Below are 25,422 nucleotides of genomic sequence, written 5' to 3'. Positions count from 1 at the left end.
AATGGCCGAGAGTTTGAATTCGACGGGATATTTTGTCGCCATAGACCTGCACCTTCAATGTCAGATTATGGTCCAACATTTGGGGTGCAGTTCATGAATGACGACCTTAGGTGCGCGTACATCCGTTTATTCCGATAATGCACGAACCCCAAATCAACTCTTCTTCTTATCCACATGCCCCAACGCGCGATCCGGCCAGCAGAGGTCGCGCACGCGCTGCTTCAGCGCTGCCGCATCCGGGAATCCGCCTTCCTGCTTACGCTCCCAAATCACCTGACCATCAATGGTAATCTCAAACACGCCGCCGGTTCCCGGCTGTAACGTTACCGCGCTTAAATCCTCGGCAAAGGTATGCAGCAACTCCTGCGCCATCCAGGCGGAACGCAGCAGCCAGTTACATTGTGTGCAGTAATGAATGGTAATCGCTGGTTTCTGTGACATAACGTGTCTCATTTAAATATTGAAGTTAACAAAATGTGCGGTCCAAGATACATCTTAGCTTACTGCTAGTTGATAATGATTACCACTTGCATTACATTCCTGTCGACATCATTTATTACAAAAAATAAGTCCATAATTTTTACGGTCTTTTAACCAAGGTCCGTACTTTCCGGCAGCAAGCAAGTGAGCGAATACTAACAATTAACCAGGTATTTCGCGCATGTCTTCACTCTTTCAGGGAACAGCCCAGCAACGTCTTTTCAAAGTTGCCATCTTATCTTCAGCTATTCATGCCGCTTGCAGCTTTGCCGCCAGCGATAGCACCAGCAATGAACCGGTTCTCACCGTCACCGCGCCAAAACAGCAGGCCGGCAATAAAACCACCATCACGGCACAAGAGCTGCAAAAACGCGGTGCGAACGATTTCGGTTCGATCATGCGTTATGAGCCGCTGATCAGCGCCACCGGATCCAGCGGCGGATCCTCTGCCGGCAAAAGCGGTTTCGACCGCGCGGGTTACACTGGTTACAACATTCGTGGTCTGGAGAGTAATCGCGTCGGCATGGATATCGACGGCATTCCGATTCCGGATGCCACCGGCCGCCCTTACGTCAGCCGCACCGGCAACAACACCTTTGGTATTGGCCGCGATTACATCGATCCCTACCTGTTCGGCAGCGTTGATATTGAGAAGGGCGCCACGGCGGTGGATCAGCCGAATACCTCGATTGGCGGTAACGTCTCGTTCCACAATAAAACCGCTGACGATTACCTTAGCAGCGACAAAAATAGTTACTTCGGTTACCAGAGCGATTACGACTCATCGAATCGCAGCTGGCACAACGGCATCACCGCCGCTGCTGGCGATGACGAGCTGCGCGGCCTGTTTGTTTACAGCCGTCGCGACGGCCAGGAAACCCGCAACAACAGCGACGTGAAACAGGCTTATCCGGCCAACTGGCACTCTGACGCCTTTATGACATCCGGGATCTGGCAGCCGAATGATCAGCACAAGCTGAGCGCCACCTTTGATTACTACCACAAAACCAACCACAGCCATTACGATACCTGGGATACCAGCGGCAACACCGTTTGGGGCACCGCGCAGCAGCAGAGCGATACGCGCCGTTGGGGCATCAATCTGGCGGATGAGTGGACGCCGTATAACGACTTTATCGATACGCTGACCACGCGCCTTTACTGGCAGCAAACTCAGGCGCACGACAATACCTATCTGCCGACCAGCGCGAGCGAGTACGGCTTTGTCTATTCCGATTTCAACGTCGATAGCTATGGCTTTGACACGCGCGGCACCAAAACGCTGGGCCGCCACGAGCTGAGTGCCGGTGTCAATGCGCGCCTGGACAACAGCGAGCGTCCGTTCCGCCAGGAGCCAGCGCCGAGCGCCTTTAGCGCCATCACCCAACCGCAGTCTGACAGCCGCACTTTCGCGGTGGCAGGATACCTGCAAGATAAGATCAATTTCGATCTTGATAGCCACAACTTCGCGGTTATTCCCGGCGTGCGCGTAATGTATCAAAGCACCAAGCCGAAAAATCTCGGCGATCTCACCACCGGCAGCACGGTGCTGACCGAAGAGCAGGTTGATGCGCTGTATGGCAAAACTAACTCCGATACGCAGGTGCTGCCATCGCTGACCTTCCAGTACGATTTAACGCCAGCGCTGACCACCTATCTGCAATACAAACGCGGCGTGCAGTTCCCCACTACCAGCCAGCTGTATGGCTCATGGAACCTGGGTTCCAGCTATGCGGGTAGCGCGCAATATGCGCTGATTGGTAACACCGATCTGAAAACCGAAACCAGCAACAACTTTGAGTGGGGCCTGAAAGGCCAGGCGACAGAAGGCGTAACGGTCAACACCTCGGTGTTCTATAACCAGTACAAAAACTTCATCGCCTACACCCGCTATCGCCGCGCCACCAATCCGGAGATGTTCGCCAACGTTCCGAGCAACATCTACACCAGCTATCAGGCTGAAAACCGCGATAAGGCCTACATTTATGGTGCTGAGATATCCACCAAAGTGAATTACGGCACCTGGTTCCCGCAGGTCGATGGCCTGAGCAGCACCTTTGCGCTGGGCTATAACGAAGGTAAATCCAAGTCCAGCTACGCCGGTGACAAGTACATCGATCTCGATAGCGTCGCGCCATTGAAAGCGATTGTTGGCCTGGCGTGGGATGACAAAGCGCGCGGCTACGGCGCAGCGCTGACCGCCACCTTCGTGAAAGGCAAGCAGGCCACGGCGACCAACCGCGAAAGCTACACCAACACCGGCACGGCGATCACCGATTCCACCACGGAATATATGCGCGTGCCGGGTTACGGCATGGTGGATGCAACGGCTTACTGGCAGGCGACGAAAAACGTCAAGCTGAGCGGCGGTATCTACAACATTACCGATCGCAAATACTGGGATTACACCAGCAGCCGCACGCTGACCAGCAGCAACGCCCAGGAACGCAACGACATCAACCTGGCGGTGATGCCAGGCCGCACCTTCCAGTTAGGTGTGAACGTCGATTTCTAATCCCTTTTCGCCCTGCGGCAGCGCAGGGCATTTTCATGGAGCAAGGCAATGAACTCACGTTACGATCACTATCTGGCGCTGAAAGGCGAGCATCCGAAAAAGTACGCGCGCGATCTCGCCGCGCTGATGGGCATTGGCGAAGCGCAGCTGTGTGAAGCGCGTGTCGGCCAGGATGCAAAGGCGTTAAAAGCCGATTTCCCTGCGCTGCTGGCAGCACTGGCGGCGGTAGGTGAAACCAAAAGCATCACCCGCAATGAATATGCGGTTCACGAGCAGGTGGGCAAATATGAAAACCTGCACCTTGGCGAACACGCCGGACTGATTCTCAACCCGCGCGCGCTCGATCAGCGTCTGTTCCCGCATCAGTGGCACAGCGCGTTCTTCTTGCGTGAGCAGAGCGCCCACGGTGAACGTCAAAGCATCCAGATTTTTGATCGCCACGCTGATGCGGTGCTGAAAATCTACACCACCGACAACACCGATTTCGCCGCGTGGGATGCGCTGATTGCGGCGTTTGTGTTGGAAAACGCGGCGGCGTTAGATCCGCAGCCCGCCAGCGCGCCGCAATACAGCAGTTCGGTTGATGCCAGCAAAGTGGAAGCCGAATGGCGCGCCATCACCGATGTGCATCAGTTCTTTGGTCTGCTGAAGCGCCACAACATCTCGCGCCCGCAGGCGTTTCGCGCGGTGGCGGACGATCTAGCGCGTCAGGTGAGTAATGACTCGCTGGCGCAGCTGCTGGATCTGGCGCAGCAGGATGGCAATGAAATCATGATTTTTATCGGCAACCGTGGCTGCACGCAGATCTTCACCGGCGCGGTGCAGAAGCTGATGCCGATGGATAACTGGATCAACATTTTCAATCCCACCTTCACTCTGCATTTGATGGCGGATCACATCAGCGAAAGCTGGGTGACGCGCAAACCGAGCGGCGACGGCTTCGTCACCAGCCTGGAACTGTTTGCCGCCGACGGCACGCAGATCGCGCAGTTGTACGGTCAGCGCAGCGAAGGCACGCCGGAGCAGGCGCGCTGGCGCGAGCAGGTGATGTCGCTGGAGGCGTTAGCATGAGAAAACTTCTGTTGCTGCTAACTGCGCTGGCGCTGCCCGCTGTTGCGGACGAGCGGGTGATCTCGATTGGCGGTGACGTCACGCAAATCATCTATGCATTGGATGCGCAGCAGGATCTGGTAGCGCGTGACAGCACCAGCCAGCATCCAGCGCAGGCCAACAAGCTGCCGGATGTCGGTTATATGCGGCAGTTGAATGCCGAAGGGATTCTGGCGCTGAAACCGACGCTGGTGCTAAGCAGCGAGCTGGCAAAACCGTCGCTGGTGCTGCAGCAAGTGGCGCAAGCTGGCGTAAAAGTGGTGGATGTCACCGGCAAAAACAGCCTCGACGCCATCGCGGAAAAAATCGCTACCATCGGCAAGGCGCTGCATCGTGAAGAGGAAGCCAACGCGCTGATCGAGAAGGTCAACAAGCAGCGCGCGCAGATCCCACAAAAACCGTTGCCGATTAAAGTGCTGTTTATCATGGCGCACGGCGGCATGCGCACTCAGGCGGCGGGCGCACAAACTGGCGCGGACGGCGCGATTCGCAGCGCGGGTCTGATCAACGCGATGGCGGCGGTGCCGCACTATCAGCAGCTGTCGCAGGAAGGTGTGATTGCGGCGGCACCGGATTTGATCGTGGTGGGTGAAGATGGCCTGCGTACGCTGGGCGGCGAAGAGAAAGTGTGGTCGCTGCCCGGTTTGGCACTGACGCCAGCCGGTCAGCATCGCGCGTTGCTGGTGGTGGATGAGATGGCGCTGCTGAGCTTTGGCCTTGATACGCCGGGCGCGATTATCAAACTGCGCCACGCAGCCGAAGCGGCTTCCCCGTCATACTTCAAGCCGCAGGCGCGTTAGCTGCGTGTTCTTACCCCAGTCACTTACTTGTGTAAGCTCCTGGGGATTCGAACACTTGCTGCCTTCCTGCACCTTGAATTATTTAGGGGAAAATATGGCGAATACATCCGTGATGCGCTGGCTCGGTTTGATGACCATCTGCATGCTGATAGTGATGCTGATGGCGGCCAACTTCGGCGCGATGCCGCTTTCAATGCGCACTTTGTTGCGTGCGCCGCTCAGCGATATGGCGTGGCAAATCTGGATCAACATCCGCCTGCCGCGCGTGCTGCTGGCGGTGCTGCTCGGCATGGCGCTGGCGGTGTCCGGCGCGGTGATGCAGGGATTGTTTCGCAATCCGCTGGCCGATCCCGGTTTGCTCGGCATCAGCAGCGGAGCGGGTTTAGCGGTGGCGATATCGATCGTTATCCCGCTCGGCTTGCCGCCGCTGCTGGCGCTGTGGCTGCCAACACTCGCCGCCTTTATGGGCAGTTTGGTGGTGACGCTGCTGATCTTCAGCTTTAGCCGTCTGGCGCTGGGCAATTTGTCGCGCTTGCTGCTGGTTGGTATCGCCATCAATGCCTTATGCGGCGCGGCGGTCGGCGTGCTGTCGTGGTTGAGTAACGATCAGCAGTTGCGTCAGTTGGCGTTGTGGGGCATGGGTAGTTTGAGCGCGGTGCAGTGGCCGAGCCTGGCGGTGTGCGCGGTGCTGATTCTGCCGGCGCTGATAGCGATTCAGCTGCGCGCGCGTCGTCTCAATTTGCTGCAACTCGGCGAAGAGGATGCACATTACATGGGCATCGACGTTAAGCGCACGCAGCGTCAGCTGCTGGTGTTGAGCGCGTTGCTGGTAGGCACCGCCGTGGCGGTGAGTGGCATTATCGGCTTTGTCGGTTTAGTGGTGCCGCACCTGATGCGTTTCTGTCTCGGCAGCGATCATCGCTGGATGCTGCCCGGTTCGGCGCTGGCGGGCGCGATTTTGCTGCTGCTGGCCGATACGCTGGCGCGCACCGTGGTGGTGCCAGCGGAAATGCCGGTTGGCCTGTTAACCAGCCTGCTGGGCGGCCCGTGGTTTCTCTGGCTGATTCTGCGTGAGCAAAGGGGGATGAATGAGTGACTGCATGCAGGCACGCGGGCTGCGATTTAGCCACGGCTCACGCGCGTTGATCGACGACGTTTCCCTGACTTTGCAGCCTGGCGAAATGATCGCGCTGATCGGCCCCAACGGCGCGGGGAAATCCACGCTGCTGCGCTTGCTGACCGGCTTTCTCACGCCGCAAGCGGGCGAGTGCTGGCTCGGCGATCGTCCGCTAAACAGTTGGCCGCGCGAACCGCTGGCGCAGCGCCGCGCGGTGATGCGTCAGCAAAATAGCGTCAGTTTTCCGCTGCCCGCTGCCGATGTGGTGGCGATGGGCCGCGCACCCTGGCCGCGCGCTCAATCCAGGGCGGTGATTGACGAGGTGATGCACATTACCGGCAGCCTTGAGCTGGCACAGCGCGATTATCGATCGCTTTCCGGTGGTGAACAGCAGCGCGTGCAGCTGGCGCGCGTGCTGGCTCAGCTGTGGCACGATGACGGGCCACGCGGCTGGCTGTTTCTCGACGAACCCACTTCCGCGCTGGATCTGTTCTGGCAGCAGCACAGTTTGCGTTTGCTGCATCGTCTGACGCGCAACGGACGCTTCAGCGTTTGCACCGTGCTGCACGATCTTAACCTCGCGTCGCTGTGGTCGGATCGCGTGCTGTTACTGCATCAGGGCAAGCTGGTGGCGGAAGGCGCACCCAATGAGGTGATGACCGAACACACGCTGACGCGCTGGTATCAGGCGGAGTTGGATGTGGTGATGCAAGATGAGAGGGGCAGACCGCAGATTCAACTGCGTGCCTGAAACCGTAGCGGCGCGATTTATCGCGCTCTGTGAAAAGACGCGCCATAAATTGCGCCGCTACGTAATGTGCGATTATCTGCAATCGACGATCAGTCTGCCGCGTACTTTACCGGCCAGCAGCTGCTCGGCACCTTCGCGCGCTTCGCTCAGCGGAATCACCTTGGTTAACTGCTGTAGCAGGTCGCCATCCACCAGTTCCGCCAGGCGCTGCCACGCCTGCTGCCGCAGCGGTTTTGCACACATCACGCTATCCACGCCCGCAAGCACCACGCCGCGCAAAATGAACGGCGCGACGCTGGTCGGCAGATCCAAACCTTGCGCCATGCCGCACGCGGCTACCACGCCATCGCGCTTGATGCCCGCTAACACATTGGCCAGCGTGTGGCTGCCGACGCTATCAATCGCCGCCGCCCAGCGCTCTTTCGCCAGCGGTTTGCCCGGCTCGCTCAGCTCTGCGCGATCGATAATCGACGTCGCGCCCAGCGTGTTGATCAGGTAATCGCTGTCGCTGGCGCGACCGCTGGAAGCAATCACCTCATAGCCGAGACGTGCCAGCAAGCTGACGCTGAAGCTGCCAACGCCGCCACTCGCGCCGGTGACTAAAACCGGGCCGTGCTGCGGCGTGATGCCCTGTTTTTCCAGCGCCAGCACGCACAACATGGCGGTGAAGCCCGCGGTGCCAATTGCCATGGTTTGTAGCGGGCTGAGTGCGGCCGGCACTTTTACCAGCCAGTCGCCCGAGACGCTGGCTTTCTGCGCCAGTCCGCCCCAATGCTTTTCGCCTACGCCCCAGCCGGTGAGCAGCGCCACATCGTCCTGCTGCCATTCAGCATGGCGACTGCTGATCACCCGACCAACAAAGTCGATGCCCGGCACCATCGGGAATTGCCGCACAATCGGGCCTTTGTTGCAGATGGCGAGCGCGTCTTTGTAGTTGAGCGTGGAGTAGCTTACTTCGAGGGTGACATCCTGATCGGGCAGTTGTTTTTCTGACAGATCTTTCAGGGATGTGCGATATCCCTGTTCATCATTTTCAATGACCAATGCCTTGAACATGCAGCCTCCGGCTGGTTGAGGAAAGTGGGGGTATAGTACTCCTTTTTTGCCCTCACCCTAACCCTCTCCCACAGGTGGGAGAGGGAACTGATCCAGCATACCTTTATACCGGCTCGGACGGCGCCCTCGACCGCTTGCGGGAGAGGGCTGGGGTGAGGGGCCGCGCAGCGGTTGTTCCGGCAAAAAAAAGATGACATGATTGCGCCCCAGTTAGTGTTCAACTCCCAGATTGACTTCGCCGAGGAAACCTCCTCATTGCTGTGCCATCGGCACCCACTCATCCTCTCTCAGGGATTTGTGTTATGAACCCATTGAAAATTGCTGCCAGCGTTGCTGTAGCGCCAACCCTTAGTCTTAACACTGCGCGCGACGTGGTGACGCTGGACAATACCGACTTTACCGATGTCGCTGCGGTCGTGATCACCTTGTCGGACACGCGCAGTGGCGTGCTGACGCTATTGCGCAAGGTCGGCTTTAATCTGCCGGTGTTTGTCGCCAATGCGTTCGATGAAGAAGTGCTGAAGCTGCCGGGCGTCACTGGCGAAATCAACGGCGCGCCAGAAGAGTGGGACGCGCTGGAGGACGCCGCGCAGGCGTATGAAGCCGAGTTGCTGCCGCCATTTTTCGACACGCTCACGCGCTACGTCGATATGCAGAACAGCACGTTTGCCTGCCCGGGACATCAGGGTGGTGCCTTCTTCCGCAAACATCCGGCGGGACGTCAGTTTTATGAGTTCTACGGCGAGAACGTCTTCCGTTCGGATATGTGCAACGCCGACGTCAAGCTCGGCGATCTGCTGATCCACGAAGGCTCAGCCAAAGATGCGCAGAAGTTCGCGGCGAAAGTGTTTAACGCCGACAAAACCTACTTCGTGCTTAACGGCACCTCCAGCGCCAATAAAGTGGTCACCAACGCGCTGCTGACGCGCGGCGATCTGGTGCTGTTTGACCGCAATAACCACAAATCCAACCATCATGGCGCACTGATTCAGGCGGGCGCCACGCCGGTGTATCTGGAAGCGGCGCGTAATCCGTTTGGCTTTATCGGCGGCATTGATGCGCACTGTTTTGACGATGCTTATCTGCGTGATCAAATTGCCAAAGTGGCGCCCGATCGTGCCAACGATCAACGTCCATTCCGCCTGGCGATTATTCAGCTCGGCACTTACGATGGCACGGTGTACAACGCGCGTCAGGTGGTCGATCGCATCGGACATCTGTGCGATTACATCCTGTTTGATTCAGCGTGGGTGGGTTACGAGCAGTTTATTCCGCTGATGGCCGGCTGTTCACCGCTGACGCTGGAGTTGAACGAGAACGATCCGGGCATTTTTGTTACGCAGTCGGTACACAAGCAGCTGGCCGGTTTCTCACAGACGTCGCAAATCCATAAGAAAGACAATCACATCCGTGGGCAGCAGCGTTTCTGTCCGCACAAACGCCTCAACAATGCGTTTATGCTGCACGCCTCAACCAGCCCGTTCTATCCGCTGTTTGCCGCGCTGGATATCAACGCCCGCATGCATAAAGGCGAGGCCGGACGCAGCATGTGGCACGAGTGCGTCACCATCGGCATTGATGCGCGTAAAGCGATTCTTGAACGTTGCGAAATGATTCAGCCGTTCCTGCCGGAGAAAGTGCACGGCAAGCTGTGGCAAGCGGCGGAAACGGAAGCCATCGCCATCGATCCGGCATACTTCAGCCTTGAACCGGGCGCAAAGTGGCACGGTTTTGAAGGCTATGCACAGGAGCAGTATCTGGTGGATCCCTGCAAGCTGCTGCTCACCACCACGGGGATTGATGCCGCCAGCGGTGAGTACACCAGCTTCGGCATTCCAGCGACCATTCTGGCCAACTATCTGCGCGAGAACGGCATCGTGCCGGAGAAATGCGACCTCAATTCGATTCTGTTCCTGCTGACGCCAGCAGAAACGCCGGAGAAGATGGCGCATCTGGTGGCGATGCTGGTGCAGTTTGAGCAGCACGTGCGCGAGGATGCGCTGCTAGCGGAAGTGCTGCCGAGCGTGTATCGCAAGAATATTGAGCGTTACAAAGGCTACACGCTGCGCCGCTTGTGTCAGGAGATGCACGATCTCTACGTCAGTTTTGACGTTAAGGATCTGCAAAAAGCCATGTTCCGCTCAGCCTGTTTCCCACCGGTGCAAGTGAATCCGCAGGATGCACATCAGGCCTATATTCGTGGCGAAGTGGAGTTGGTGAAGATTGCCGATGCTGAAGGGCGCATAGCGGCTGAAGGCGCGTTGCCATATCCGCCGGGCGTGTTGTGCGTGGTGCCAGGCGAAGTGTGGGGCGGCGCGGTACAGCGCTATTTCCTCGCGCTGGAAGAGGGCATCAATCTGCTGCCGGGCTTCTCGCCAGAGCTGCAAGGGGTTTACACCGAAGAAGATGAGCACGGGCGTAAGCATCTGGTGGCGAATATGATGGTGAGCTGATTGCACTTGTCCTCACCCTAACCCTCTCCCGCACGCGGGAGAGGGAATGTTTAGAGGGCGCTCATTGTTACGTACGTGCTGGATCGGCCCCTTCTCCCGCGAGCGGGAGAAGGTTGGGATGAGGGACAAACCGCACCAGCTTAATACCGTCGATAACTGCGCTGCGCCTGGCTCACTTTATACAGATAACGCCGTGATTCTGCCGATGGATGGTTGGTGGTCAGCGTCTGGTAAACTTCCGTCGGCGACATACTATTTATTGACGAGAACGCGCGATCCTTATCGCTGGAGAACACGCGTAGCACGCTGCCCGCACCGCCGTTGTACGCGGTGATCACCGCATAACGCCGTGATGTCGGATCCTGAATCCCACCTAAATAACTTCTCTGCAGCAGCGACAAATACGCGGTGCCCGCATCAATATTATTCTCAGGATCAAGCAGATAGCTGCGGCTCGGTTTGCCACCTTTGCCCTTCATACGGAACACATCAACACCGGCGGTATGCTGCACCACCTGCATTAACCCCAGCGCATCAGCGTGGCTCACCGCATATGGGTTGAAGCTCGATTCAATCTGCATAATCGCCAGAATCAGTGACGCATCCACGCCATATTGTTCAGCGGCTTTACGCACCATTGGCAGATATTTGTGCGCACGTTTGTCGAGGTGGTTTGGCACCATCGGAATGGTAACCGACCAGATGACGTGCAATCCGGAGGTGCGTTTCTGCAGTTTGTTTTGAATCAGATAATCAGCAAAGCTGCCGGCGCGGCCCTGCCAGCGGATCGGCTGGCCGGTATTATCCAGCACCTGGCCGTACAGCAGCGGCTCTTTACTGATTTGAATATCGTTGGCATCGGAGTAGAGATCTACATTGCCCGGATCTTCGCCAATCAACAGCGTGGTGATGATCGCCTGACGCAGGCTGGCCATCGGATCGGTGCCGGAAATGGTCTCAATGGTGATGCTACCGCTGTCAAAGTTGATGTGACTGCGGGTGTAATAACCGTCGCTATATTTGACGTAATCTTTCGGTCCGGCGATCAGAACTTCATTGATTCCCCAAATGTTTTCAATATTGTGGGCAAACTGGCCCATCAAAATATCGAAACCGTTGGTGTCCTTGACCCACTCTTCATGAAACTGCGATTTTTTTTGTCCGGAGCAGGAGACCAAAAGTGGTGCAATCACCAAGAGCGCTATCAGTTTTTTATTCATTGTTAATGCGTGCCTGAATCGAAAAAGAGGGCCTCAAAGGGAAGCCCTGAACGGTTATTTTTCTGGCGGGGTGTAACCTTCAATGTGCACATCTTTGCCTTCGAACAGGAAATTGATCATCTCCTTCTCCAGCACTTTGCGATCTTCCGGGTTCATCATGCTCAATTTCTTCTCATTGATCAGCATGGTTTGCTTGGACATCCACTGCTGCCAGGCCTCTTTTGAGATCTCATTAAAGATGCGCTTACCCAATTCGCCAGGATAGAGCTGAAAGTCCTGACCTTCAGCATCGCGTTGCAGATAAGTACAAAAAATGGTGCGGCTCATTACTCTTCCTCTTCGGTCACGTCTGCTCGACGCGTAAGCTGCTGGGGATGGCGCAATTCATGCAGCAAGCGCTCAACCGGCGCCGCCAAACCCACTGACGGTGGTTGCGCTAAGTTATACCAGAGACCGCCCGCTTCATCCATCAGCGACCCAGCGGAAGGCTTTGCGAGCCACATAGGCACAATGTCTAAGTGGAAATGGCTGAAGGTGTGGCGGAATGCGGTGAGCTGCTGCGGTTTAACATGAATGCCGCGCTCAGTTAGCCAGTCAGTTAGCGCTTGCTCACTTGTAAACTGCGGGAAGCAGAACAGTCCGCCCCACAGGCCAACCGGCGGGCGCTGCTCTAACCACACGTCATCGCCATCCTGCATCATCAGCATCCAGCCGCTACGTTCTGGCAAGGTCTGTTTGGGTTTCTTACCGGGATACTCCGCCCAGCTGTTGTTGGCATAAGCAACGCATCTGCTATTAAGCGGGCAGATTTCGCATTTAGGGCGTGAGCGAGTACATACTAATGCGCCAAGGTCCATCATCGCCTGATTGAACTGGCTGACGCCTGCCGCTGGCGTCACATCTTCGCTGATCTGCCACAGCCGTTTTTCAACCTCCTTTTTACCCGGCCAGCCGCCCACCGCGTAGCAGCGCGCCAGCACGCGTTTTACGTTGCCATCCAGAATTGGGAAGTGCAGACCGAGCGACAGCGATAACACCGCGCCCGCGGTAGAACGGCCAATGCCCGGCAGCGCCGCGACATCGTCGAAGTTTCGCGGGAACTCGCCGCCGTGCTTCTCCACCACCTGTTTCGCGGCTTTGTGCAGATTGCGCGCGCGCGCGTAATAGCCGAGACCGGTCCACAGATGCAGCACTTCATCCAGCGGTGCCGCTGCCAGATCGGCCACCGTCGGGAAGCGCGCCATAAAGCGTTCAAAATAAGGAATGACGGTAGCAACCTGGGTTTGCTGCAGCATCACTTCAGAGAGCCATACCTTGTACGGCGTTTTCTCCTGCTGCCACGGCAGGGTTTTGCGACCAAAGCGCTGATACCAATCCAGCACTTGTTGCGCGAACGTCGGCGCTTGCATCATAAGAAGGAAATTTTCCGTGTTTACTCTACAATCAGGCAGGAATTCCAGCACAGAGACCTCAGGGTGTAAACCGGAACATTGCAAAGGCTTGCTTCTGCTTCCTAACTTTGCATAATGCCCGTTTCCCAGAACAGGCTAACCAGCAGGCTTCAACATGATTAATGACGTCATCACCCCAGAATTTGATGAGAACGGGCGGCCATTACGCCGTATCCGCAGTTTTGTGCGCCGTCAGGGGCGCTTAACGAAAGGACAGCAGCTCGCGCTCGATAATTTATGGCCGGAGATGGGCGTGGAGTTCCAGCAGGAGCCGCTGGATCTGGTGACGCTGTTTGGCCGTGACGCGCCGGTAGTGCTGGAGATCGGTTTCGGCATGGGCGCCTCGCTGGTGACCATGGCGCAGAACAATCCACATCAGAATTTCCTTGGCCTGGAAGTGCATGCGCCGGGCGTGGGTGCTTGCCTGGCGTCGGCGAAGGAAGCGGGCGTGGAGAACCTGCGCGTAATGTGTCACGACGCGGTAGAAGTGCTGCAGAAGATGATTCCGGATAACTCGCTGCGCATGGTGCAGCTGTTCTTCCCGGATCCGTGGCACAAAGCGCGCCATAACAAACGTCGCATCGTACAGGTGCCGTTTGCTGAGCTGGTGATGCGCAAATTGAAGCTGGGCGGCGTGTTCCATATGGCGACCGATTGGGAAGCCTACGCCGAACATATGTTGGAAGTGATGAGCAGCATCGACGGATATAAAAATCAGTCGGAAAGTAACAATTACGTGCCGCGTCCGGAAACGCGTCCGTTAACCAAGTTTGAGCAGCGCGGGCAGCGACTGGGCCATGGCGTATGGGATCTGATGTTTGAGAGGGTGAAATAATGGCCGTACAGCGTAGCCGTCGTTTGCGTAAAAAACTGCATATTGATGAGTTTCAGGAATTAGGCTTCTCCGTCGCCTGGCGTTTCGCCGAAGGCACCACCGAGGAGCAAATCGACGCCACTGTTGATCAGTTCATTAATGAAGTGATCGCGCCGAACGGTCTGGCGTATGACGGCAGCGGTTATCTGGTGTGGGAAGGTCTGGTGTGCTTGCAGGAAACCGGCAAATGCACCGACGAGCACCGCGAACTGGTGCGTAAGTGGCTGGAAGCTCATAACCTGACGGATGTGCAGGTGACTGAACTCTTCGACGTTTGGTGGGACTAAAGATCGTATCGGGCTAGCTTACTTGCCCTTTTTGCACCGGGCAGTGCTCGCATTCCTCACGTACTTATGTACGCTCCGGATGCTGCGCGCTGGCCGCCACAAAAATGGCTGCGACGCTCAACGCCCGACCTTTCAGCGCGTAAAAAGGGAGATTTCATGGTTCGTAAGGCACTTATCGCCGCGCTGCTGCTGGCGGCAACTCAGGCTCAGGCTGCATACGAGTGCAGCGTCAAGCCACAGGATGATGTGATCATTAAACCGCAGAGCGTGCAGGTGGTGGGAACCAACGGCAACCTCGAAATCACTCCGCAGGGTGACGTGCAGTTTAATGGCCAGAAGGTCAACGTTGATAACGCCGCGCGCCAGAAAGCCATCGACTACCAGACCGCGCTGCGTCGCGATTTGCCGTGGATCGATAGCGGCGCAACCTCGCGTCTGGAACGCAGCCGCGTGGCGCTGGATAAAGTGATTGTCGACAAGCTCGGCGCGAACAGCAATGTGCGTAACCGTCTTACTAAACTGGATGGCCAGCTCAAGCAGCAAATGAACCGCATTATTGAGCATCGTCCAGACGGACTGACGTTCCATCATCAGGCTATCGATCAGGTGCGTGCGGAAGGCGAGAAGCTGGTGCAGAGCACGCTAGGCGGCATCATGCAGGATAGTCTCAACGAAATGGGCAGCAGCCAGGCGGCGAGTGGCAGCAATCCACTGCAGGCCATTATGGGCAACCTTGGCGGTTTACAACAGTCGGTGCAGGCGGAGTGGAATAAGCAGGAGCAGGATTTCCAGAACTTCGGCCACGAAGTATGCAACCGCGTAACCGTGCTGGAAGAGCAGCGCAAAGGACTGATGCAGAACGTTAAAAGCTAATGATTTGCTTCAGCTAACAAAGCCAGCCCAGTCCCGGCTGGCTTTTTGCTTTTAATATGCACTGCATTTAAGAACCTTAGATTCGGGACGAATCTGATAACCGTAAAAACACCAAAATAATAAAGATGAAAGTGAGTTAGCAACTCATTGAAATCATTTATTTTTAAGGAGTTTTTATGTTATTTTTTAACGCCTCTGCTTCCAGTAATACCCCTTCACCTCACACCGTGCATATTCAATCCGACTGGTATAACGATGCGCAGAAGCGATGGGAAGGCAGTGCGCATTCGCCAGATACCGTTGCAGTCATCATCATGGTCAATGGTAAAAACCCAATAAGTGTGCCAGTGAGTGGCGGCCGTTTTTCCTGGGCGCCTTCTCAACCGTTGCCTGACGGTGAACATGTGCTGACCTTTGTTGCCGTTGATCGCGCTAATAACCAAAGTGATATCGTTTTGGTCAATTACAACATCGATACAATCGCGCCATACAAGCCGCAAATTACTGCAATCGAAGACTATACAGCGGGTGGAATACATAACGGCAATAGCATTAAGCGACATGGTTACACCAACGACGCAAATCCTGTCGTGCGTGGCGAGGCAGAAGCAAATAGCCTAGTATATATCTACAACAAAAACAGCAAAACGCCCCTGGCTTCGGTAACCGCTAATCAGCATGGCAAATGGGAGGTGGAAGTGAACCTGCCTAACGACGGTGCATATGAGTTGAGTGCCGTGGCAGAAGACCGGGCAAATAATCGCAGCCAGCCGTCGCTAAAGTGGCCATTTCAGCTTGATACCGAGAAACCGGATAGCGCCACCATCAATTACTTTGAGGATGATGTTGGTTTGTATCGCGGACAGTTTGATCTCATCCGGGCCACTGACGATCGCCGCCCTGAGCTGTACGGCACTGGCGACCCTAATGAATATGTACGCGTTCAATACGCCAGCAAAAACGGCAGTTGGGTAACAACCGCGACCGTTGCGGTAGACAGTGATGGCACCTGGCTGTGGACTCCACCGCAAAATCTCTCCGATGGCGAATGGAATTTTCGCGTGCGTAACATTGATCATGCTGGCAACGTCAGTAAATGGAGCAGCACCGTCACGTTGCTGATTGATACCACAACAATTCAGCCCCTCATTATGCAGGTGCTCGATGATAGGGGACCCATTGAATCGGTATTCCCAGGGCAAAATACCGACGATGCACGTCTGGATTTTATCGGTAAGGCCGAAGTTAACAGCCTGGTGATTCTGTATCAGGATGGTACGGCGGTGGGATCGGCTTATGCAAATAGTCAGGGTGACTGGAGAATGACTCCGCAGCATGATATGCGTGCAGGGCTGAATAATTTTGGTGTGAAGGCGATAGATGAAGCTGGGAATGAAAGTTCCTACTCTGCAAATTATCCGGTGAGATTCATCCCTTCACCCCAATATCAAGCCAATTATGAAAGTGAATCAAGAGATGATGGGAATGGGACGAGCTATTTGCCCATCCCAGGAGAACGCCACATTTATGATGTCGCGAGCTGGTTAAATACTTATCCGTCTCATTATCTGGTGAAAGCGGCAAATATTATTTTTTCGGGTGAAAACCAGATAATTGATTTTGCTGCGCTAAGTGCACGTGTGGAAGGTTTGCAGAAAATAGATATAAGTGGCAAAGGTAATAATCTGCTTAATCTCGATCTGCACTCGTTACTGAATGAAGGCGGTGAGGGGCTATTTATTAACGACGATAGCCAGCAATTGATGATTAATGGCGACATGGGCGACCGCATCACGCTTGATCGCACGCAATTCAGCGACGGCTGGTTAACTTCGCAGAATAAAGTCCAGATCGGCGGGGAAAACTGGACACTGTTAACCAATAGCCAGGCGCATTACACACTGTTAGTGAATCAGGAAATTGAAATTACTTACGGCTAATACGCAAAAAAGATGCCCGGTATAAGCCGGGCATTTTTCATTACTCTTCCGTCAGGAACAGTTCCAGCAGCGAGTTCAGGAACAGTTTGCCTTTCTCAGTGATCTGCCAGCTCTCCGTGGTTTCCTCCACGTATCCTGCACTTATCGCCGCATCGATTTGCGGGCGAATCACCTGCTCATCCATGCCGGTATAGCGGCGGAAATCGGCGCGCGGTGCGGCTTCCAGCAGACGAAAACGGTTCATAAAGAACTCGAACGGCTTGTCGTTCTCGGCCACGTCGTGCTGCTTATCGAGATAGTTGCCTTTCATAAAGCCGCGCGGATGACGGGTTTTCACCGTGCGCACGATGCGACCATCGGCTTGCGTCAGCTTACCGTGGGCACCACAGCCAATCCCGAGGTAATCCCCGAAGCGCCAATAGTTGAGATTGTGCTCGCAGCGATAACCCGGTTTGGCATACGCCGAGGTTTCATATTGCTGATAACCTGCGGCGCTCAGCAGTTGATGACCTTGCTCAAAAATATCCCACAGCGCATCGTCATCCGGCAGTTTTGGCGGGCGCGAACCGAATAAGGTGTTCGGCTCAATCGTCAGCTGATACCACGACAGATGCGGCGGATTGAGCGCAATCGCCTGGCGCAGATCATCCAGCGCTTCCCCCAGCGACTGATCCGGCAAGCCGTGCATCAGGTCGAGGTTAAAACTGCGCAGGCCTAATCCTTCAGCCAGCTGGGCGGCGCGCACGGCTTCTTCCGGCCCGTGAATGCGGCCTAAACGCTCAAGCTTCTGTGGACTGAAACTCTGCACGCCAATCGAAATACGGTTAATACCGGCTTTCTGGTAGGCGCTAAAGCGATCTGCTTCAACGGTGCCTGGATTGGCTTCCATGGTGATTTCCGCATCGGCCGCCAGCGGCAAACGCGCACGCACGCCGTCCATCAGCATCTGCATCGCATTGCTGCTCAACAGGCTTGGCGTGCCGCCGCCGATGAAAATAGTGCGCACTTCACGGCCGCCAGTCAGCGGTAAATCCTGTTCGAGATCGTTGAGCAGGTGCTGCACATACTCAATGTGCGGCACCTCGCCTTTTAACGCGTGAGAGTTGAAATCACAGTACGGACACTTCTGCACACACCACGGAATATGGATGTACAGGCTTAATGGCGGCAACGTAGGTGAAAACTCAGGCATTGCGCATCGCTTCCAGCAGCAGCGTCAATGCTTTACCACGGTGAGAGACGGCGCGCTTTTCGTCTTTACTCAGCTCTGCCGCCGTTTTACCCAATTCAGGGACATAAAAGATGGGATCGTAACCAAAACCGCCTGCGCCCGCTGCCGCGCGGGTGATTTCCCCAGCCCAGCTACCGTGGAACACCAGCGGCGTGGGATCGGCAGCGTGACGCAGGTAAACCAGCACGCAGTGGAACTGAGCCTGACGTTTGCCATCCGGCACGTTTTCCAATGCCACCAGCAGCTTATCCAGATTTTGCTGGTCGCTGGCATCAACACCCGCATAGCGCGCGGAGTAGATCCCCGGCGCGCCGCCCAGCGCATTGACCGCCAGACCGGAATCGTCGGCAATCGCCGGTAAACCGGTAATCTCAGCCGCATGACGCGCCTTCAGGATGGCGTTTTCGATGAAGGTCAGGCCGGTTTCTTCCGCCGACTCAACGCCGAGTTCGGTTTGCGCCACGATATCAAGTCCGAAGGCCGCTAACAGATCGGCCAGTTCGCGGACTTTGCCGGGATTTCCGGTCGCGAGTACAACTTTTTGCATAACAGTTCCAGATAGACGAATTACAGCAAATACCAGAGACCTGGGAACAGGTCCATGCCGAGGAAATTCAGCGCGTACAGCACCAGAATCACAATCATGGCAGAGAAATCGATACCGCCCATCGCCGGCAGAATACGGCGAATCGGTGACATCAGCGGTTCAGTCAGCTGCATCAGAACCTGATCCACCGGGCCGCGACCCTGGCTGATCCAGCTCATCAGCGAACGAATGATGATCACCCAGAACACCAGATAACCGGCGGACTTCACCAGCGACAGCAGGCCAACCAGCAGGTTGGTGGGATCAACGGAGAACACGCCGACCTGAATCAGCAGCAGGATCGGATATTTCAGCGTGGTCAGCACAAAGGCCAGCAGCAGCGATGCGGTATCAATCGGGCCAATGGCCGGAATGACGCGGCGCAGCGGCTTGATAATCGGTTGGGTGATCTTCACGACAAACTGCGCCAGCGGGTTGTAGAAGTCACAGCGCGACCACTGCATCCAGATGCGCAGCAGCAGCACCATCACGTACAAATCGATCAGCGTTTTGACTAAAAACGTCAGTGTTAACATGAGGTTCCTCAATTATTGTTGTGAAGGTCGCGCATAATCCCGCGCGCCAAAAACGGCGGTGCCAATACGCACCATGGTGCTGCCCGCGGCGATTGCCGCGTCCATATCGTCGCTCATTCCCAGAGAAAGCGTATCGACGTCAGGATAGTCCTGTTTTAAGGTTTGAAACGCGGCGGCCATCTGCTGACACACCGCCAGTTGCCGTGCGTATTCTGACTCTGGCGCCGGAATCGCCATCAGCCCACGCAAGCGCAAATTCGGCAGTGCGGCGATCTGCTGCGCCAGCTCCGGCAACGCCTCCAGCATGATGCCAGATTTGCTGTTCTCGTCACTGATATTTACCTGAATTAACACGTTGAGCGGTGGCAACGACGCCGGGCGCTGATCGTTCAGACGCTGCGCGATGCGCTGGCGGTCCACGGTGTGGCACCAGGCGAAGTTTTCCGCCACCAGACGGCTTTTATTGGATTGCAGCGGGCCGATAAAGTGCCATTGCAAATCAGGATGTGCGGCCAGCTCAGCCACTTTTTCAACCCCTTCCTGCACGTAATTCTCACCGAATGCGTGTTGTCCAGCGGCAATGGCTTCTGCGACCGCGCTCGCAGGTTTGGTTTTGCTCACTGCAAGCAGCGTAATTTCTTCTGGCGCGCGGCCGCAACGTGCGGCGGCGGCGGCGATACGCTCACGCACTTGCTGTAAGTTGTGCTCAATGGAAGTCATAGTCAGGAGAAGCTAAATGGAGTTGGATGAAATAGTGGCCCTTAGTGTAAAGCATAACGCCGCCGATCTGCACCTTTGCAGCGGACATTTGCCGCACTGGCGGCGACAAGGCGTGCTGGAGCCGATTCCGCAGCAGAGCGCGCTGGATGGCGGCTGGCTGGAAGCCTTTATGCAGCAGTGGCTCACGGCGTCGCAGCAGGCCGAGCTGGAGGAGAACGGCCACGTTGACTTCGCGATTACGCTTGCCAGCGGCATACGGCTGCGCGCCAACCTGTTTATGCAGCGTCACGGCTTATCGCTGGCGCTACGGCTGATTGCCAGCCAGGCGCCCGATCTCAGCAGCCTGCATCTGCCCGAGGTGGTGAGCCAGCTGTTACAGCTGGAAGAGGGACTGATTTTAATTACCGGCGCCACCGGCAGCGGCAAATCCACCACGCTGGCGGCGATGGTAGATTGTCTGAATCGTCAGCAGGCGCGGCACATTCTGACGCTGGAAGATCCGATTGAGTTTGTGCATCGCAGCCAGCGCTCGCTGATTCAACAGCGCGAAGTGGGTGCGCACTGCGCCTCGTTTCAACACGGGCTGAAAGCCGCGCTGCGTGAAGATCCTGATGTGATTCTGCTCGGCGAACTGCGCGACAGCGAAACCATCCGCCTGGCGCTCACTGCAGCAGAAACCGGACATCTGGTGCTGGCTACGCTCCATACGCGCGGCGCAACCCAGGCGGTTGATCGGCTGGTGGATGTCTTTCCCGCTGAAGAGAAAAACCTGGTGCGCACTCAATTAGCGGGCAGCCTGAAAGCGGTGCTGGCGCAACGTTTAGTGCCGGCAAAAGCGGGCGGGCGGATTGGCTTGTTTGAAGTGTTGGTGGCGACGCCGGCGGTGGCGAACCTGATCCGCGAAGGCAAGATGCATCAGTTGCCTGGCGTGTTGCAAACCGGCGCGCAGGCGGGCATGCAAACCTTTGCGCAGAGCGAGCAGGGGCGTCAGGCGGCGGGGATGATTTGAAGAGATCCAGATAGGCGCTCAGAGCCGGAAAACCAACCATTGTAGCGGCGCGATTCATCGCGCATGTTTATACCGCTGCCCTGCTCATCCCTGGCAATGCGCAATAAATGCGCCGCTACGCCATGTGCCAGATCTGGATGGCTTTAATGCGTATCAAACCAATCTTCGAGGATGATCACCGCGGATTGGGAATCAACCTGGCCTTTCTGCAACGCGCGAAAGCCGCCGCGTTCAAACAGATCGGCACGCGCTTCAACGGTGCTCAGGCGCTCGTCCTGCAGCTCGACGCGTACGCCAAAACGACCATGCAGGCGATTGGCGAACTTACGTGCGCGCGCAGTAAGTTCCTGTTCGGTGCCATCCATATTCAGCGGCAAGCCCACTACCACATAATCGGGCTGCCACTCTTTCAGCAGCTTTTCGATCAGCTTCCAGTCCGGCGTGCCATCCTGCGCTTTTAGCGCCGTCAACGCGCGCGCGGCGCCCGTTAATTGCTGACCGACAGCAACGCCGATGCTTTTGGTGCCGAAATCGAAGCCCAGTAAAGTTTCACTGGCCATCAGGCGTGCCCTGCATCGGTGGCAATGTTGTGAATATCGACGCCCAATCCGCGTGCCGCTTCACGCCAGCGTTCAGCGATGGGCGTCTGGAACAGAATATTGGTGTTAGCGGGCGAGGTGAGCCAGGCATTCTCCAGCAACTCCTCTTCCAGCTGACCTTTCTCCCAGGCGCAATAACCCAGCGCCACCAGCACGTTATCGGGCTGTGATGTGGTGCCGATCGCTTCCAGCACATCACGTGATGTGGTGATCACCGTGGTGTCTGAAATACGAATGCTCGAGGAGTAAATGCGCTGCGCCGAGTGCAGTATGAAACCACGATCTTCCGCCAGCGGACCACCGGCAAACACTGGCTTGTCCAGTTTGATGGCAGGATCGCGTTCGGATGGGCTAATTTTAAGCTTTTTAAGGATGCCTTCGACCGTCAGGTTGTCCATTGGCTTATTAACGATCAAACCCATGGCGCCATCTTCATTGTGCTCGCAGATATAGACTACCGAGCGTTTGAACAGTGGGTCCTGCAGCGACGGCATCGCAATTAGAAAATGATGCTGTAAATTCATTATCACTCGTATACCAAAAATAACCGGCGCAGCCGCGGCAGCGCCGGTTTTGGGTGTTCACGGAGGGGAGACTCCGACGGCATCAGCCCAGGCGTTTCTCAATGGCATCCATCAGCATGCCAGTGATCGATATCGGGAACGCGGCCTCGATTTCACGTACGCAGGTTGGGCTGGTCACGTTAACTTCAGTCAGTTTATCACCGATAATATCCAGGCCGACAAAAATCAGCCCTTTGGCTTTCAGCGTTGGGCCAACGCGACGCGCAATTTCCCAGTCGCTGTCGCTCAACGGACGTGCTTCACCACGGCCACCGGCTGCCAGATTACCGCGCGTTTCGCCGCCTTGCGGAATGCGCGCCAGGCAGTAAGGTACAGGTTCGCCATCCACCACCAACACGCGTTTGTCGCCGTCTTTGATCGCCGGCAGATAGTTCTGCGCCATGCAGAAGTACTGGCCGTGATTAGTCAGGGTTTCGGTGATCACGCCGAAGTTGGCATCGTCCTGTTTCACGCGGAAGATCGAGGCGCCGCCCATGCCGTCCAGCGGCTTAAGGATCACGTCGCCATGCTCCTGCCAGAAGGCGCGCAGCTGCTCTTTATTACGCGTGACCAGCGTATCTGGCGTCAGGTCGGCGAACCATGCGGTATACAGCTTCTCGTTGCAGTCGCGCAGGCTCTGCGGTTTGTTCACGATCAGCGTACCTTGCTCTTCTGCGCGTTCCAGCAGGTATGTGGCATAGATAAATTCGGTGTCGAACGGCGGATCTTTACGCATCAGCACCACGTTAAGATCGGCCAGCGGGATATTCTGCTCGCTGCCAAACGTGTACCAGTTGTCGTAGTTCTGCTCAACGCTCAGCAGACGCGTGCGCGCGTAAGTCACGCCACCGCGCAGGGAGAGATCGCCCATCTCCATGTAATGAATTTCGTAACCACGGCGCTGTGCTTCCAGCAACATGGCGAAGCTGGTGTCTTTTTTAATATTGATGGACGAAATCGGGTCCATAACGATGCCAAGCTTAATCATTATTCTCTCCTAAATGGGGAAGCATTTACCCCGAAAGCGTTGTGCTGTGAAGTTACGTTCGAACCCGAAAGTATCGCTTAACCGAGGTCACCAAACCTCACCTGAAGTGCCGTAATAGCGGTGAGTGCGGTGGTTTCGGTGCGCAACACGCGGGGTCCAAGCAGAATATCGGTAAAACCCTGCTGCGCGGTCATGGCAATTTCATCGGCGGTTAAGCCACCTTCCGGCCCAATCAGCAAGCGCAGGCGCTCTACCGGCTGCGGCAGCGTGTTGATGCTGTGGCTGGCGCGCGGATGCAAATTGAGCTTCAAACCGTCTTCGGCTTCCGCGCACCAGGCTTGCAATGTCATCGGCTCGCGAATTTCCGGCACACGATTACGGCCGCACTGTTCACAGGCGGCAATCGCGATTTTCTGCCATTGCTGAATTTTTTTTGCCAGCCGCTCGGCGTCCAGCTTTACGCCGCAGCGTTCAGAAAACAAGGGCGTAATCACATTCACGCCAAGTTCGATCGATTTCTGGATAGTGAATTCCATTTTTTCACCGCGCGACATCACCTGACCAAGATGTAAATGCAGCGGGGATTCACGGTCATCAGCCTGGCTGGCAAGGACCCTTACTTTTACACGCTTTTTATCAGCCTGGGTGATTTCGGCGCTAAAAGTCAGATTACTGCCATCAAACAGCTCAATTTGCTGACCGGCCGTCATGCGCAGCACGCGTCCAACATGGTTAGCGGCATCTTCATCGAGGAAGACTTCACTGTTAACTTCGAGAGATTCGGGATGATAAATGCGAGGTATACGCATGCGGTTCCTGCCAGCGTTATGCCGTGTCAGCGGACACGGCGCAATCGAAAAAAGCTAGTGTAGGGTAGCGCTTTTAGCGCTGGCAAGCCTGCTGTACGTAGGAATTGTGATTTCCCTGCACTTTGGCGATGCGATTGTCGCGCTCACACTCCCAGCTCGTCACCGGATATTGCTTATCCCACACGGTAAACAGCTGGGTTTGCTGACGCGACAGGCGCAGGTGATATTGGTCGCGCATATAGAAGTAAGTGCGGGCAATGGCGCCACGCGCACGCTCCGGCGGCTGCGCCAGTTTCTGCTTAAAATCGACCTTCATGCTGCATTGACCGTACTGCTGTTCGCCGCCGTTCCATTGGCTGTACTGGAAATTATTGCGGTCGCCGTTCACTTCACCAATCGCCGGCTGCAGGTTATGCAGATCGCTCTCAATGCGGCGGTAATCGGCATCTTTGCTGCAGCTTTTGCGGCCGCCGTTTTGCCAGCACTGACGCTGATGGCCGAACTCCCACGCGGGCATCACATGTTCCCACTCAATGCGTTCGGCGCGATTAGCGTTCTTACGCACGCTGTAGCCGCAACTGCTTAGATCCGGTACGCCCTTTTTGCCGTGCCAGCTGATTTTGCAGCCGCAGTAAAAGTCGGCTGGCGCATCAGCATTGATCTGCGCCGCATACGCTTTGGCCTGACTAAAATTGTTTTGATGATAGTGAGTGAAACTGAGGCTGTAAGCGCTAAGTGGGGCAACTAACAAGGTAAGTAACAGCAACGTTTTGCGAGACATATTCCAAAAATTAACCTGGTCCTGAAAAAGGGCGGCAGGGTAACAGAATGATGACGCACGGGATATGAGATTAGGCTAGGTTGCTGAACTAATTCGATAAAAACTCACCGGGTTGCAGCAGGGATTTGCAGTGCACACAGCGATATTCGCTTTCTCCGCGCAGCACGCGATTATGGCGCCGTACGGTGAGCTGATGCTGCTGACAGCGGCAGCGATAGGGGAAGGTGTTGCTGCGCACCGAGGCGATTTCAAACTGGTGGGTGCGGCGCGCAGGCACGCCAAGCACGCTCTCCATCATCCATTTCCACTCTTTGCCGTGCGGCGGCACGCGGCCAAAGGTTTTCCACACCAGCAGATGCGCCAGTTCGTGCGGCACCACTTCATCAACGAATGCCTGCTGATTCTCCAGCAGCAGCACCGGATTGATGCGGATTTCCCACTTCTCCAGCCATGCGGTACCTGCAGCGGTGCCGCGCTGCTGATAAACCAGCGAGGGCTCATCAAAGCGACGTTCCAGCTTCTCGTTGGCCAGCTGTAAATAGTGGCGCAGCGAGCGCATAACGGCTTGTTGTAAGGCGATGGGAAGGCGCGGTGTTTTCATGGAGGGCAGCATAAAAGGTTGCCGGAACGATCTCAAATAAAAAGGGCTGCCAATTGGCAGCCCTTGCATTCG

25 protein-coding genes and 1 pseudogene are annotated in these 25,422 nt (G+C 56.1%); 11 read left to right on the top strand and 15 right to left on the bottom strand.

Features of this window, described 5'->3' with window-relative positions; translation table 11 throughout:
• Positions 1-153: 153 nt before the first annotated feature.
• Complete coding sequence (locus DEU53_RS18745; protein WP_101761890.1) at positions 154-441, bottom strand: SelT/SelW/SelH family protein; 288 nt, start codon at positions 439-441, stop codon at positions 154-156.
• A gap of 331 nt (positions 442-772) precedes the next feature.
• On the opposite strand from DEU53_RS18745, the pseudogene DEU53_RS18740 reads away from it, so the two are divergent.
• From DEU53_RS18740 to DEU53_RS18720, 5 genes and pseudogenes are all read left to right on the top strand, one after another.
• Positions 773-2,995 (top strand): annotated as a pseudogene (locus DEU53_RS18740) (TonB-dependent receptor domain-containing protein); the annotation flags it as partial.
• A 48-nt stretch (positions 2,996-3,043) separates the two neighbouring features.
• Complete coding sequence (locus DEU53_RS18735; protein WP_110868035.1) at positions 3,044-4,066, top strand: hemin-degrading factor; 1,023 nt, start codon at positions 3,044-3,046, stop codon at positions 4,064-4,066.
• A complete protein-coding gene (locus DEU53_RS18730; protein WP_110868034.1) occupies positions 4,063-4,905 on the top strand; it encodes a hemin ABC transporter substrate-binding protein in 843 nt (280 codons plus the stop codon). The genes DEU53_RS18735 and DEU53_RS18730 overlap by 4 nt, the downstream gene beginning before the upstream one ends.
• Before the next feature lie 94 nt (positions 4,906-4,999).
• Complete coding sequence (locus tag DEU53_RS18725) at positions 5,000-6,001, top strand: iron ABC transporter permease (protein ID WP_110868033.1); 1,002 nt, start codon at positions 5,000-5,002, stop codon at positions 5,999-6,001.
• Positions 5,994-6,773 carry a heme ABC transporter ATP-binding protein gene (locus DEU53_RS18720; RefSeq protein ID WP_110868032.1) on the top strand — a complete coding sequence of 260 codons (780 nt, stop codon included), beginning with the start codon at positions 5,994-5,996 and terminating at the stop codon, positions 6,771-6,773. The genes DEU53_RS18725 and DEU53_RS18720 overlap by 8 nt, the downstream gene beginning before the upstream one ends.
• A gap of 72 nt (positions 6,774-6,845) precedes the next feature.
• Here DEU53_RS18720 and DEU53_RS18715 read toward each other — a convergent pair whose 3' ends face one another.
• Positions 6,846-7,829: an MDR family oxidoreductase gene (locus DEU53_RS18715; RefSeq protein WP_110868031.1), complete on the bottom strand. Its 984-nt coding sequence runs from the start codon at positions 7,827-7,829 to the stop codon at positions 6,846-6,848.
• Between the two features lie 302 nt (positions 7,830-8,131).
• Here DEU53_RS18715 and DEU53_RS18710 point away from each other — a divergent pair, with 302 nt between their 5' ends.
• Positions 8,132-10,282, top strand: a complete 2,151-nt coding sequence (locus tag DEU53_RS18710) for an ornithine decarboxylase (RefSeq protein ID WP_110868030.1) — start codon at positions 8,132-8,134, stop codon at positions 10,280-10,282.
• A 140-nt stretch (positions 10,283-10,422) separates the two neighbouring features.
• On the opposite strand, the gene mltC is transcribed toward DEU53_RS18710, so the two are convergent.
• From mltC to mutY, 3 genes are read right to left on the bottom strand one after another with little or no spacing between them, the layout of a single operon-like run.
• The gene (gene mltC, locus DEU53_RS18705; RefSeq protein WP_101761898.1) at positions 10,423-11,502 is read right to left on the bottom strand and encodes a membrane-bound lytic murein transglycosylase MltC; all 1,080 of its coding nucleotides are present in this window, start codon (positions 11,500-11,502) and stop codon (positions 10,423-10,425) included.
• 54 nt (positions 11,503-11,556) lie between these two features.
• Positions 11,557-11,829: an oxidative damage protection protein gene (locus DEU53_RS18700; RefSeq protein WP_007890330.1), complete on the bottom strand. Its 273-nt coding sequence runs from the start codon at positions 11,827-11,829 to the stop codon at positions 11,557-11,559.
• Entirely contained in the window at positions 11,829-12,914 is a 1,086-nt protein-coding gene (gene mutY / locus DEU53_RS18695; RefSeq protein WP_110868029.1) for an A/G-specific adenine glycosylase, read from the bottom strand. Before mutY ends, DEU53_RS18700 begins: the two co-directional genes overlap by 1 nt.
• A gap of 154 nt (positions 12,915-13,068) precedes the next feature.
• On the opposite strand from mutY, the gene trmB reads away from it, so the two are divergent.
• From trmB to DEU53_RS18675, 4 genes are all read left to right on the top strand, one after another.
• Entirely contained in the window at positions 13,069-13,788 is a 720-nt protein-coding gene (gene trmB, locus DEU53_RS18690; RefSeq protein ID WP_008107230.1) for a tRNA (guanosine(46)-N7)-methyltransferase TrmB, read from the top strand.
• Positions 13,788-14,114: a YggL family protein gene (locus DEU53_RS18685; protein WP_008107231.1), complete on the top strand. Its 327-nt coding sequence runs from the start codon at positions 13,788-13,790 to the stop codon at positions 14,112-14,114. The genes trmB and DEU53_RS18685 overlap by 1 nt, the downstream gene beginning before the upstream one ends.
• Before the next feature lie 156 nt (positions 14,115-14,270).
• Positions 14,271-14,987 carry a DUF2884 domain-containing protein gene (locus DEU53_RS18680; protein WP_110868028.1) on the top strand — a complete coding sequence of 239 codons (717 nt, stop codon included), beginning with the start codon at positions 14,271-14,273 and terminating at the stop codon, positions 14,985-14,987.
• A gap of 176 nt (positions 14,988-15,163) precedes the next feature.
• Positions 15,164-16,927, top strand: a complete 1,764-nt coding sequence (locus tag DEU53_RS18675) for an Ig-like domain-containing protein (RefSeq protein ID WP_110868027.1) — start codon at positions 15,164-15,166, stop codon at positions 16,925-16,927.
• A gap of 40 nt (positions 16,928-16,967) precedes the next feature.
• Here the strand turns inward: DEU53_RS18675 and hemW are convergent, their stop codons facing one another.
• The 4 genes from hemW to DEU53_RS18655 are packed head-to-tail and all read right to left on the bottom strand — an operon-like array spanning position 16,968 to position 20,000.
• Positions 16,968-18,119 (bottom strand): radical SAM family heme chaperone HemW, encoded by a 1,152-nt coding sequence (gene hemW / locus DEU53_RS18670; RefSeq protein ID WP_110868026.1) that lies wholly within the window; start codon positions 18,117-18,119, stop codon positions 16,968-16,970.
• Positions 18,112-18,705, bottom strand: a complete 594-nt coding sequence (locus tag DEU53_RS18665) for an XTP/dITP diphosphatase (RefSeq protein WP_110868025.1) — start codon at positions 18,703-18,705, stop codon at positions 18,112-18,114. Before DEU53_RS18665 ends, hemW begins: the two co-directional genes overlap by 8 nt.
• Positions 18,706-18,725: 20 nt before the next feature.
• The gene (locus tag DEU53_RS18660) at positions 18,726-19,280 is read right to left on the bottom strand and encodes a YggT family protein (RefSeq protein ID WP_008107240.1); all 555 of its coding nucleotides are present in this window, start codon (positions 19,278-19,280) and stop codon (positions 18,726-18,728) included.
• Between the two features lie 12 nt (positions 19,281-19,292).
• On the bottom strand, positions 19,293-20,000 hold the full coding sequence (locus tag DEU53_RS18655; protein ID WP_101761905.1) for a YggS family pyridoxal phosphate-dependent enzyme: 708 nt from the start codon (positions 19,998-20,000) through the stop codon (positions 19,293-19,295).
• Positions 20,001-20,016: 16 nt separating this feature from the next.
• On the opposite strand from DEU53_RS18655, the gene DEU53_RS18650 reads away from it, so the two are divergent.
• Positions 20,017-21,009 carry a type IV pilus twitching motility protein PilT gene (locus DEU53_RS18650; protein WP_101761906.1) on the top strand — a complete coding sequence of 331 codons (993 nt, stop codon included), beginning with the start codon at positions 20,017-20,019 and terminating at the stop codon, positions 21,007-21,009.
• A 143-nt stretch (positions 21,010-21,152) separates the two neighbouring features.
• Here the strand turns inward: DEU53_RS18650 and ruvX are convergent, their stop codons facing one another.
• From ruvX to DEU53_RS18620, 6 genes are all read right to left on the bottom strand, one after another.
• The gene (gene ruvX, locus DEU53_RS18645) at positions 21,153-21,569 is read right to left on the bottom strand and encodes a Holliday junction resolvase RuvX (RefSeq protein ID WP_110868024.1); all 417 of its coding nucleotides are present in this window, start codon (positions 21,567-21,569) and stop codon (positions 21,153-21,155) included.
• On the bottom strand, positions 21,569-22,132 hold the full coding sequence (locus DEU53_RS18640; protein ID WP_101761908.1) for a YqgE/AlgH family protein: 564 nt from the start codon (positions 22,130-22,132) through the stop codon (positions 21,569-21,571). Before DEU53_RS18640 ends, ruvX begins: the two co-directional genes overlap by 1 nt.
• An 82-nt stretch (positions 22,133-22,214) precedes the next feature.
• Complete coding sequence (gene gshB / locus DEU53_RS18635; protein WP_110868023.1) at positions 22,215-23,159, bottom strand: glutathione synthase; 945 nt, start codon at positions 23,157-23,159, stop codon at positions 22,215-22,217.
• 77 nt (positions 23,160-23,236) lie between these two features.
• A complete protein-coding gene (gene rsmE / locus DEU53_RS18630) occupies positions 23,237-23,968 on the bottom strand; it encodes a 16S rRNA (uracil(1498)-N(3))-methyltransferase (protein WP_008107252.1) in 732 nt (243 codons plus the stop codon).
• Between the two features lie 73 nt (positions 23,969-24,041).
• Positions 24,042-24,749, bottom strand: coding sequence for a deoxyribonuclease I (gene endA / locus DEU53_RS18625; RefSeq protein ID WP_101761911.1), 708 nt, complete (start codon positions 24,747-24,749; stop codon positions 24,042-24,044).
• Positions 24,750-24,837: 88 nt separating this feature from the next.
• Positions 24,838-25,350 carry a SprT family zinc-dependent metalloprotease gene (locus DEU53_RS18620; RefSeq protein WP_137386420.1) on the bottom strand — a complete coding sequence of 171 codons (513 nt, stop codon included), beginning with the start codon at positions 25,348-25,350 and terminating at the stop codon, positions 24,838-24,840.
• Between the last annotated feature and the right edge of the window lie 72 nt (positions 25,351-25,422).

The sequence above is a fragment of the Pantoea sp. AG1095 genome (genome assembly GCF_003208415.1).
GTDB classification, from domain to species: domain Bacteria; phylum Pseudomonadota; class Gammaproteobacteria; order Enterobacterales; family Enterobacteriaceae; genus Pantoea; species Pantoea leporis.
Note: the sequence above shows the minus strand (reverse complement) of the source record. Positions and strands in the feature narration are given on the sequence as shown.

Bases quoted from the DNA above. Each gene is read 5' to 3' on its own strand.
- DEU53_RS18745 (WP_101761890.1), bottom strand. From the start codon at position 441: ATGTCACAGAAACCAGCGATTACCATTCATTACTGCACACAATGTAAC.
- DEU53_RS18735 (WP_110868035.1), top strand. From the start codon at position 3,044: ATGAACTCACGTTACGATCACTATCTGGCGCTGAAAGGCGAGCATCCG.
- DEU53_RS18730 (WP_110868034.1), top strand. From the start codon at position 4,063: ATGAGAAAACTTCTGTTGCTGCTAACTGCGCTGGCGCTGCCCGCTGTT.
- DEU53_RS18725 (WP_110868033.1), top strand. From the start codon at position 5,000: ATGGCGAATACATCCGTGATGCGCTGGCTCGGTTTGATGACCATCTGC.
- DEU53_RS18720 (WP_110868032.1), top strand. From the start codon at position 5,994: ATGAGTGACTGCATGCAGGCACGCGGGCTGCGATTTAGCCACGGCTCA.
- DEU53_RS18715 (WP_110868031.1), bottom strand. From the start codon at position 7,829: ATGTTCAAGGCATTGGTCATTGAAAATGATGAACAGGGATATCGCACA.
- DEU53_RS18710 (WP_110868030.1), top strand. From the start codon at position 8,132: ATGAACCCATTGAAAATTGCTGCCAGCGTTGCTGTAGCGCCAACCCTT.
- mltC (WP_101761898.1), bottom strand. From the start codon at position 11,502: ATGAATAAAAAACTGATAGCGCTCTTGGTGATTGCACCACTTTTGGTC.
- DEU53_RS18700 (WP_007890330.1), bottom strand. From the start codon at position 11,829: ATGAGCCGCACCATTTTTTGTACTTATCTGCAACGCGATGCTGAAGGT.
- mutY (WP_110868029.1), bottom strand. From the start codon at position 12,914: ATGATGCAAGCGCCGACGTTCGCGCAACAAGTGCTGGATTGGTATCAG.
- trmB (WP_008107230.1), top strand. From the start codon at position 13,069: ATGATTAATGACGTCATCACCCCAGAATTTGATGAGAACGGGCGGCCA.
- DEU53_RS18685 (WP_008107231.1), top strand. From the start codon at position 13,788: ATGGCCGTACAGCGTAGCCGTCGTTTGCGTAAAAAACTGCATATTGAT.
- DEU53_RS18680 (WP_110868028.1), top strand. From the start codon at position 14,271: ATGGTTCGTAAGGCACTTATCGCCGCGCTGCTGCTGGCGGCAACTCAG.
- DEU53_RS18675 (WP_110868027.1), top strand. From the start codon at position 15,164: ATGTTATTTTTTAACGCCTCTGCTTCCAGTAATACCCCTTCACCTCAC.
- hemW (WP_110868026.1), bottom strand. From the start codon at position 18,119: ATGCCTGAGTTTTCACCTACGTTGCCGCCATTAAGCCTGTACATCCAT.
- DEU53_RS18665 (WP_110868025.1), bottom strand. From the start codon at position 18,705: ATGCAAAAAGTTGTACTCGCGACCGGAAATCCCGGCAAAGTCCGCGAA.
- DEU53_RS18660 (WP_008107240.1), bottom strand. From the start codon at position 19,280: ATGTTAACACTGACGTTTTTAGTCAAAACGCTGATCGATTTGTACGTG.
- DEU53_RS18655 (WP_101761905.1), bottom strand. From the start codon at position 20,000: ATGACTTCCATTGAGCACAACTTACAGCAAGTGCGTGAGCGTATCGCC.
- DEU53_RS18650 (WP_101761906.1), top strand. From the start codon at position 20,017: ATGGAGTTGGATGAAATAGTGGCCCTTAGTGTAAAGCATAACGCCGCC.
- ruvX (WP_110868024.1), bottom strand. From the start codon at position 21,569: ATGGCCAGTGAAACTTTACTGGGCTTCGATTTCGGCACCAAAAGCATC.
- DEU53_RS18640 (WP_101761908.1), bottom strand. From the start codon at position 22,132: ATGAATTTACAGCATCATTTTCTAATTGCGATGCCGTCGCTGCAGGAC.
- gshB (WP_110868023.1), bottom strand. From the start codon at position 23,159: ATGATTAAGCTTGGCATCGTTATGGACCCGATTTCGTCCATCAATATT.
- rsmE (WP_008107252.1), bottom strand. From the start codon at position 23,968: ATGCGTATACCTCGCATTTATCATCCCGAATCTCTCGAAGTTAACAGT.
- endA (WP_101761911.1), bottom strand. From the start codon at position 24,749: ATGTCTCGCAAAACGTTGCTGTTACTTACCTTGTTAGTTGCCCCACTT.
- DEU53_RS18620 (WP_137386420.1), bottom strand. From the start codon at position 25,350: ATGAAAACACCGCGCCTTCCCATCGCCTTACAACAAGCCGTTATGCGC.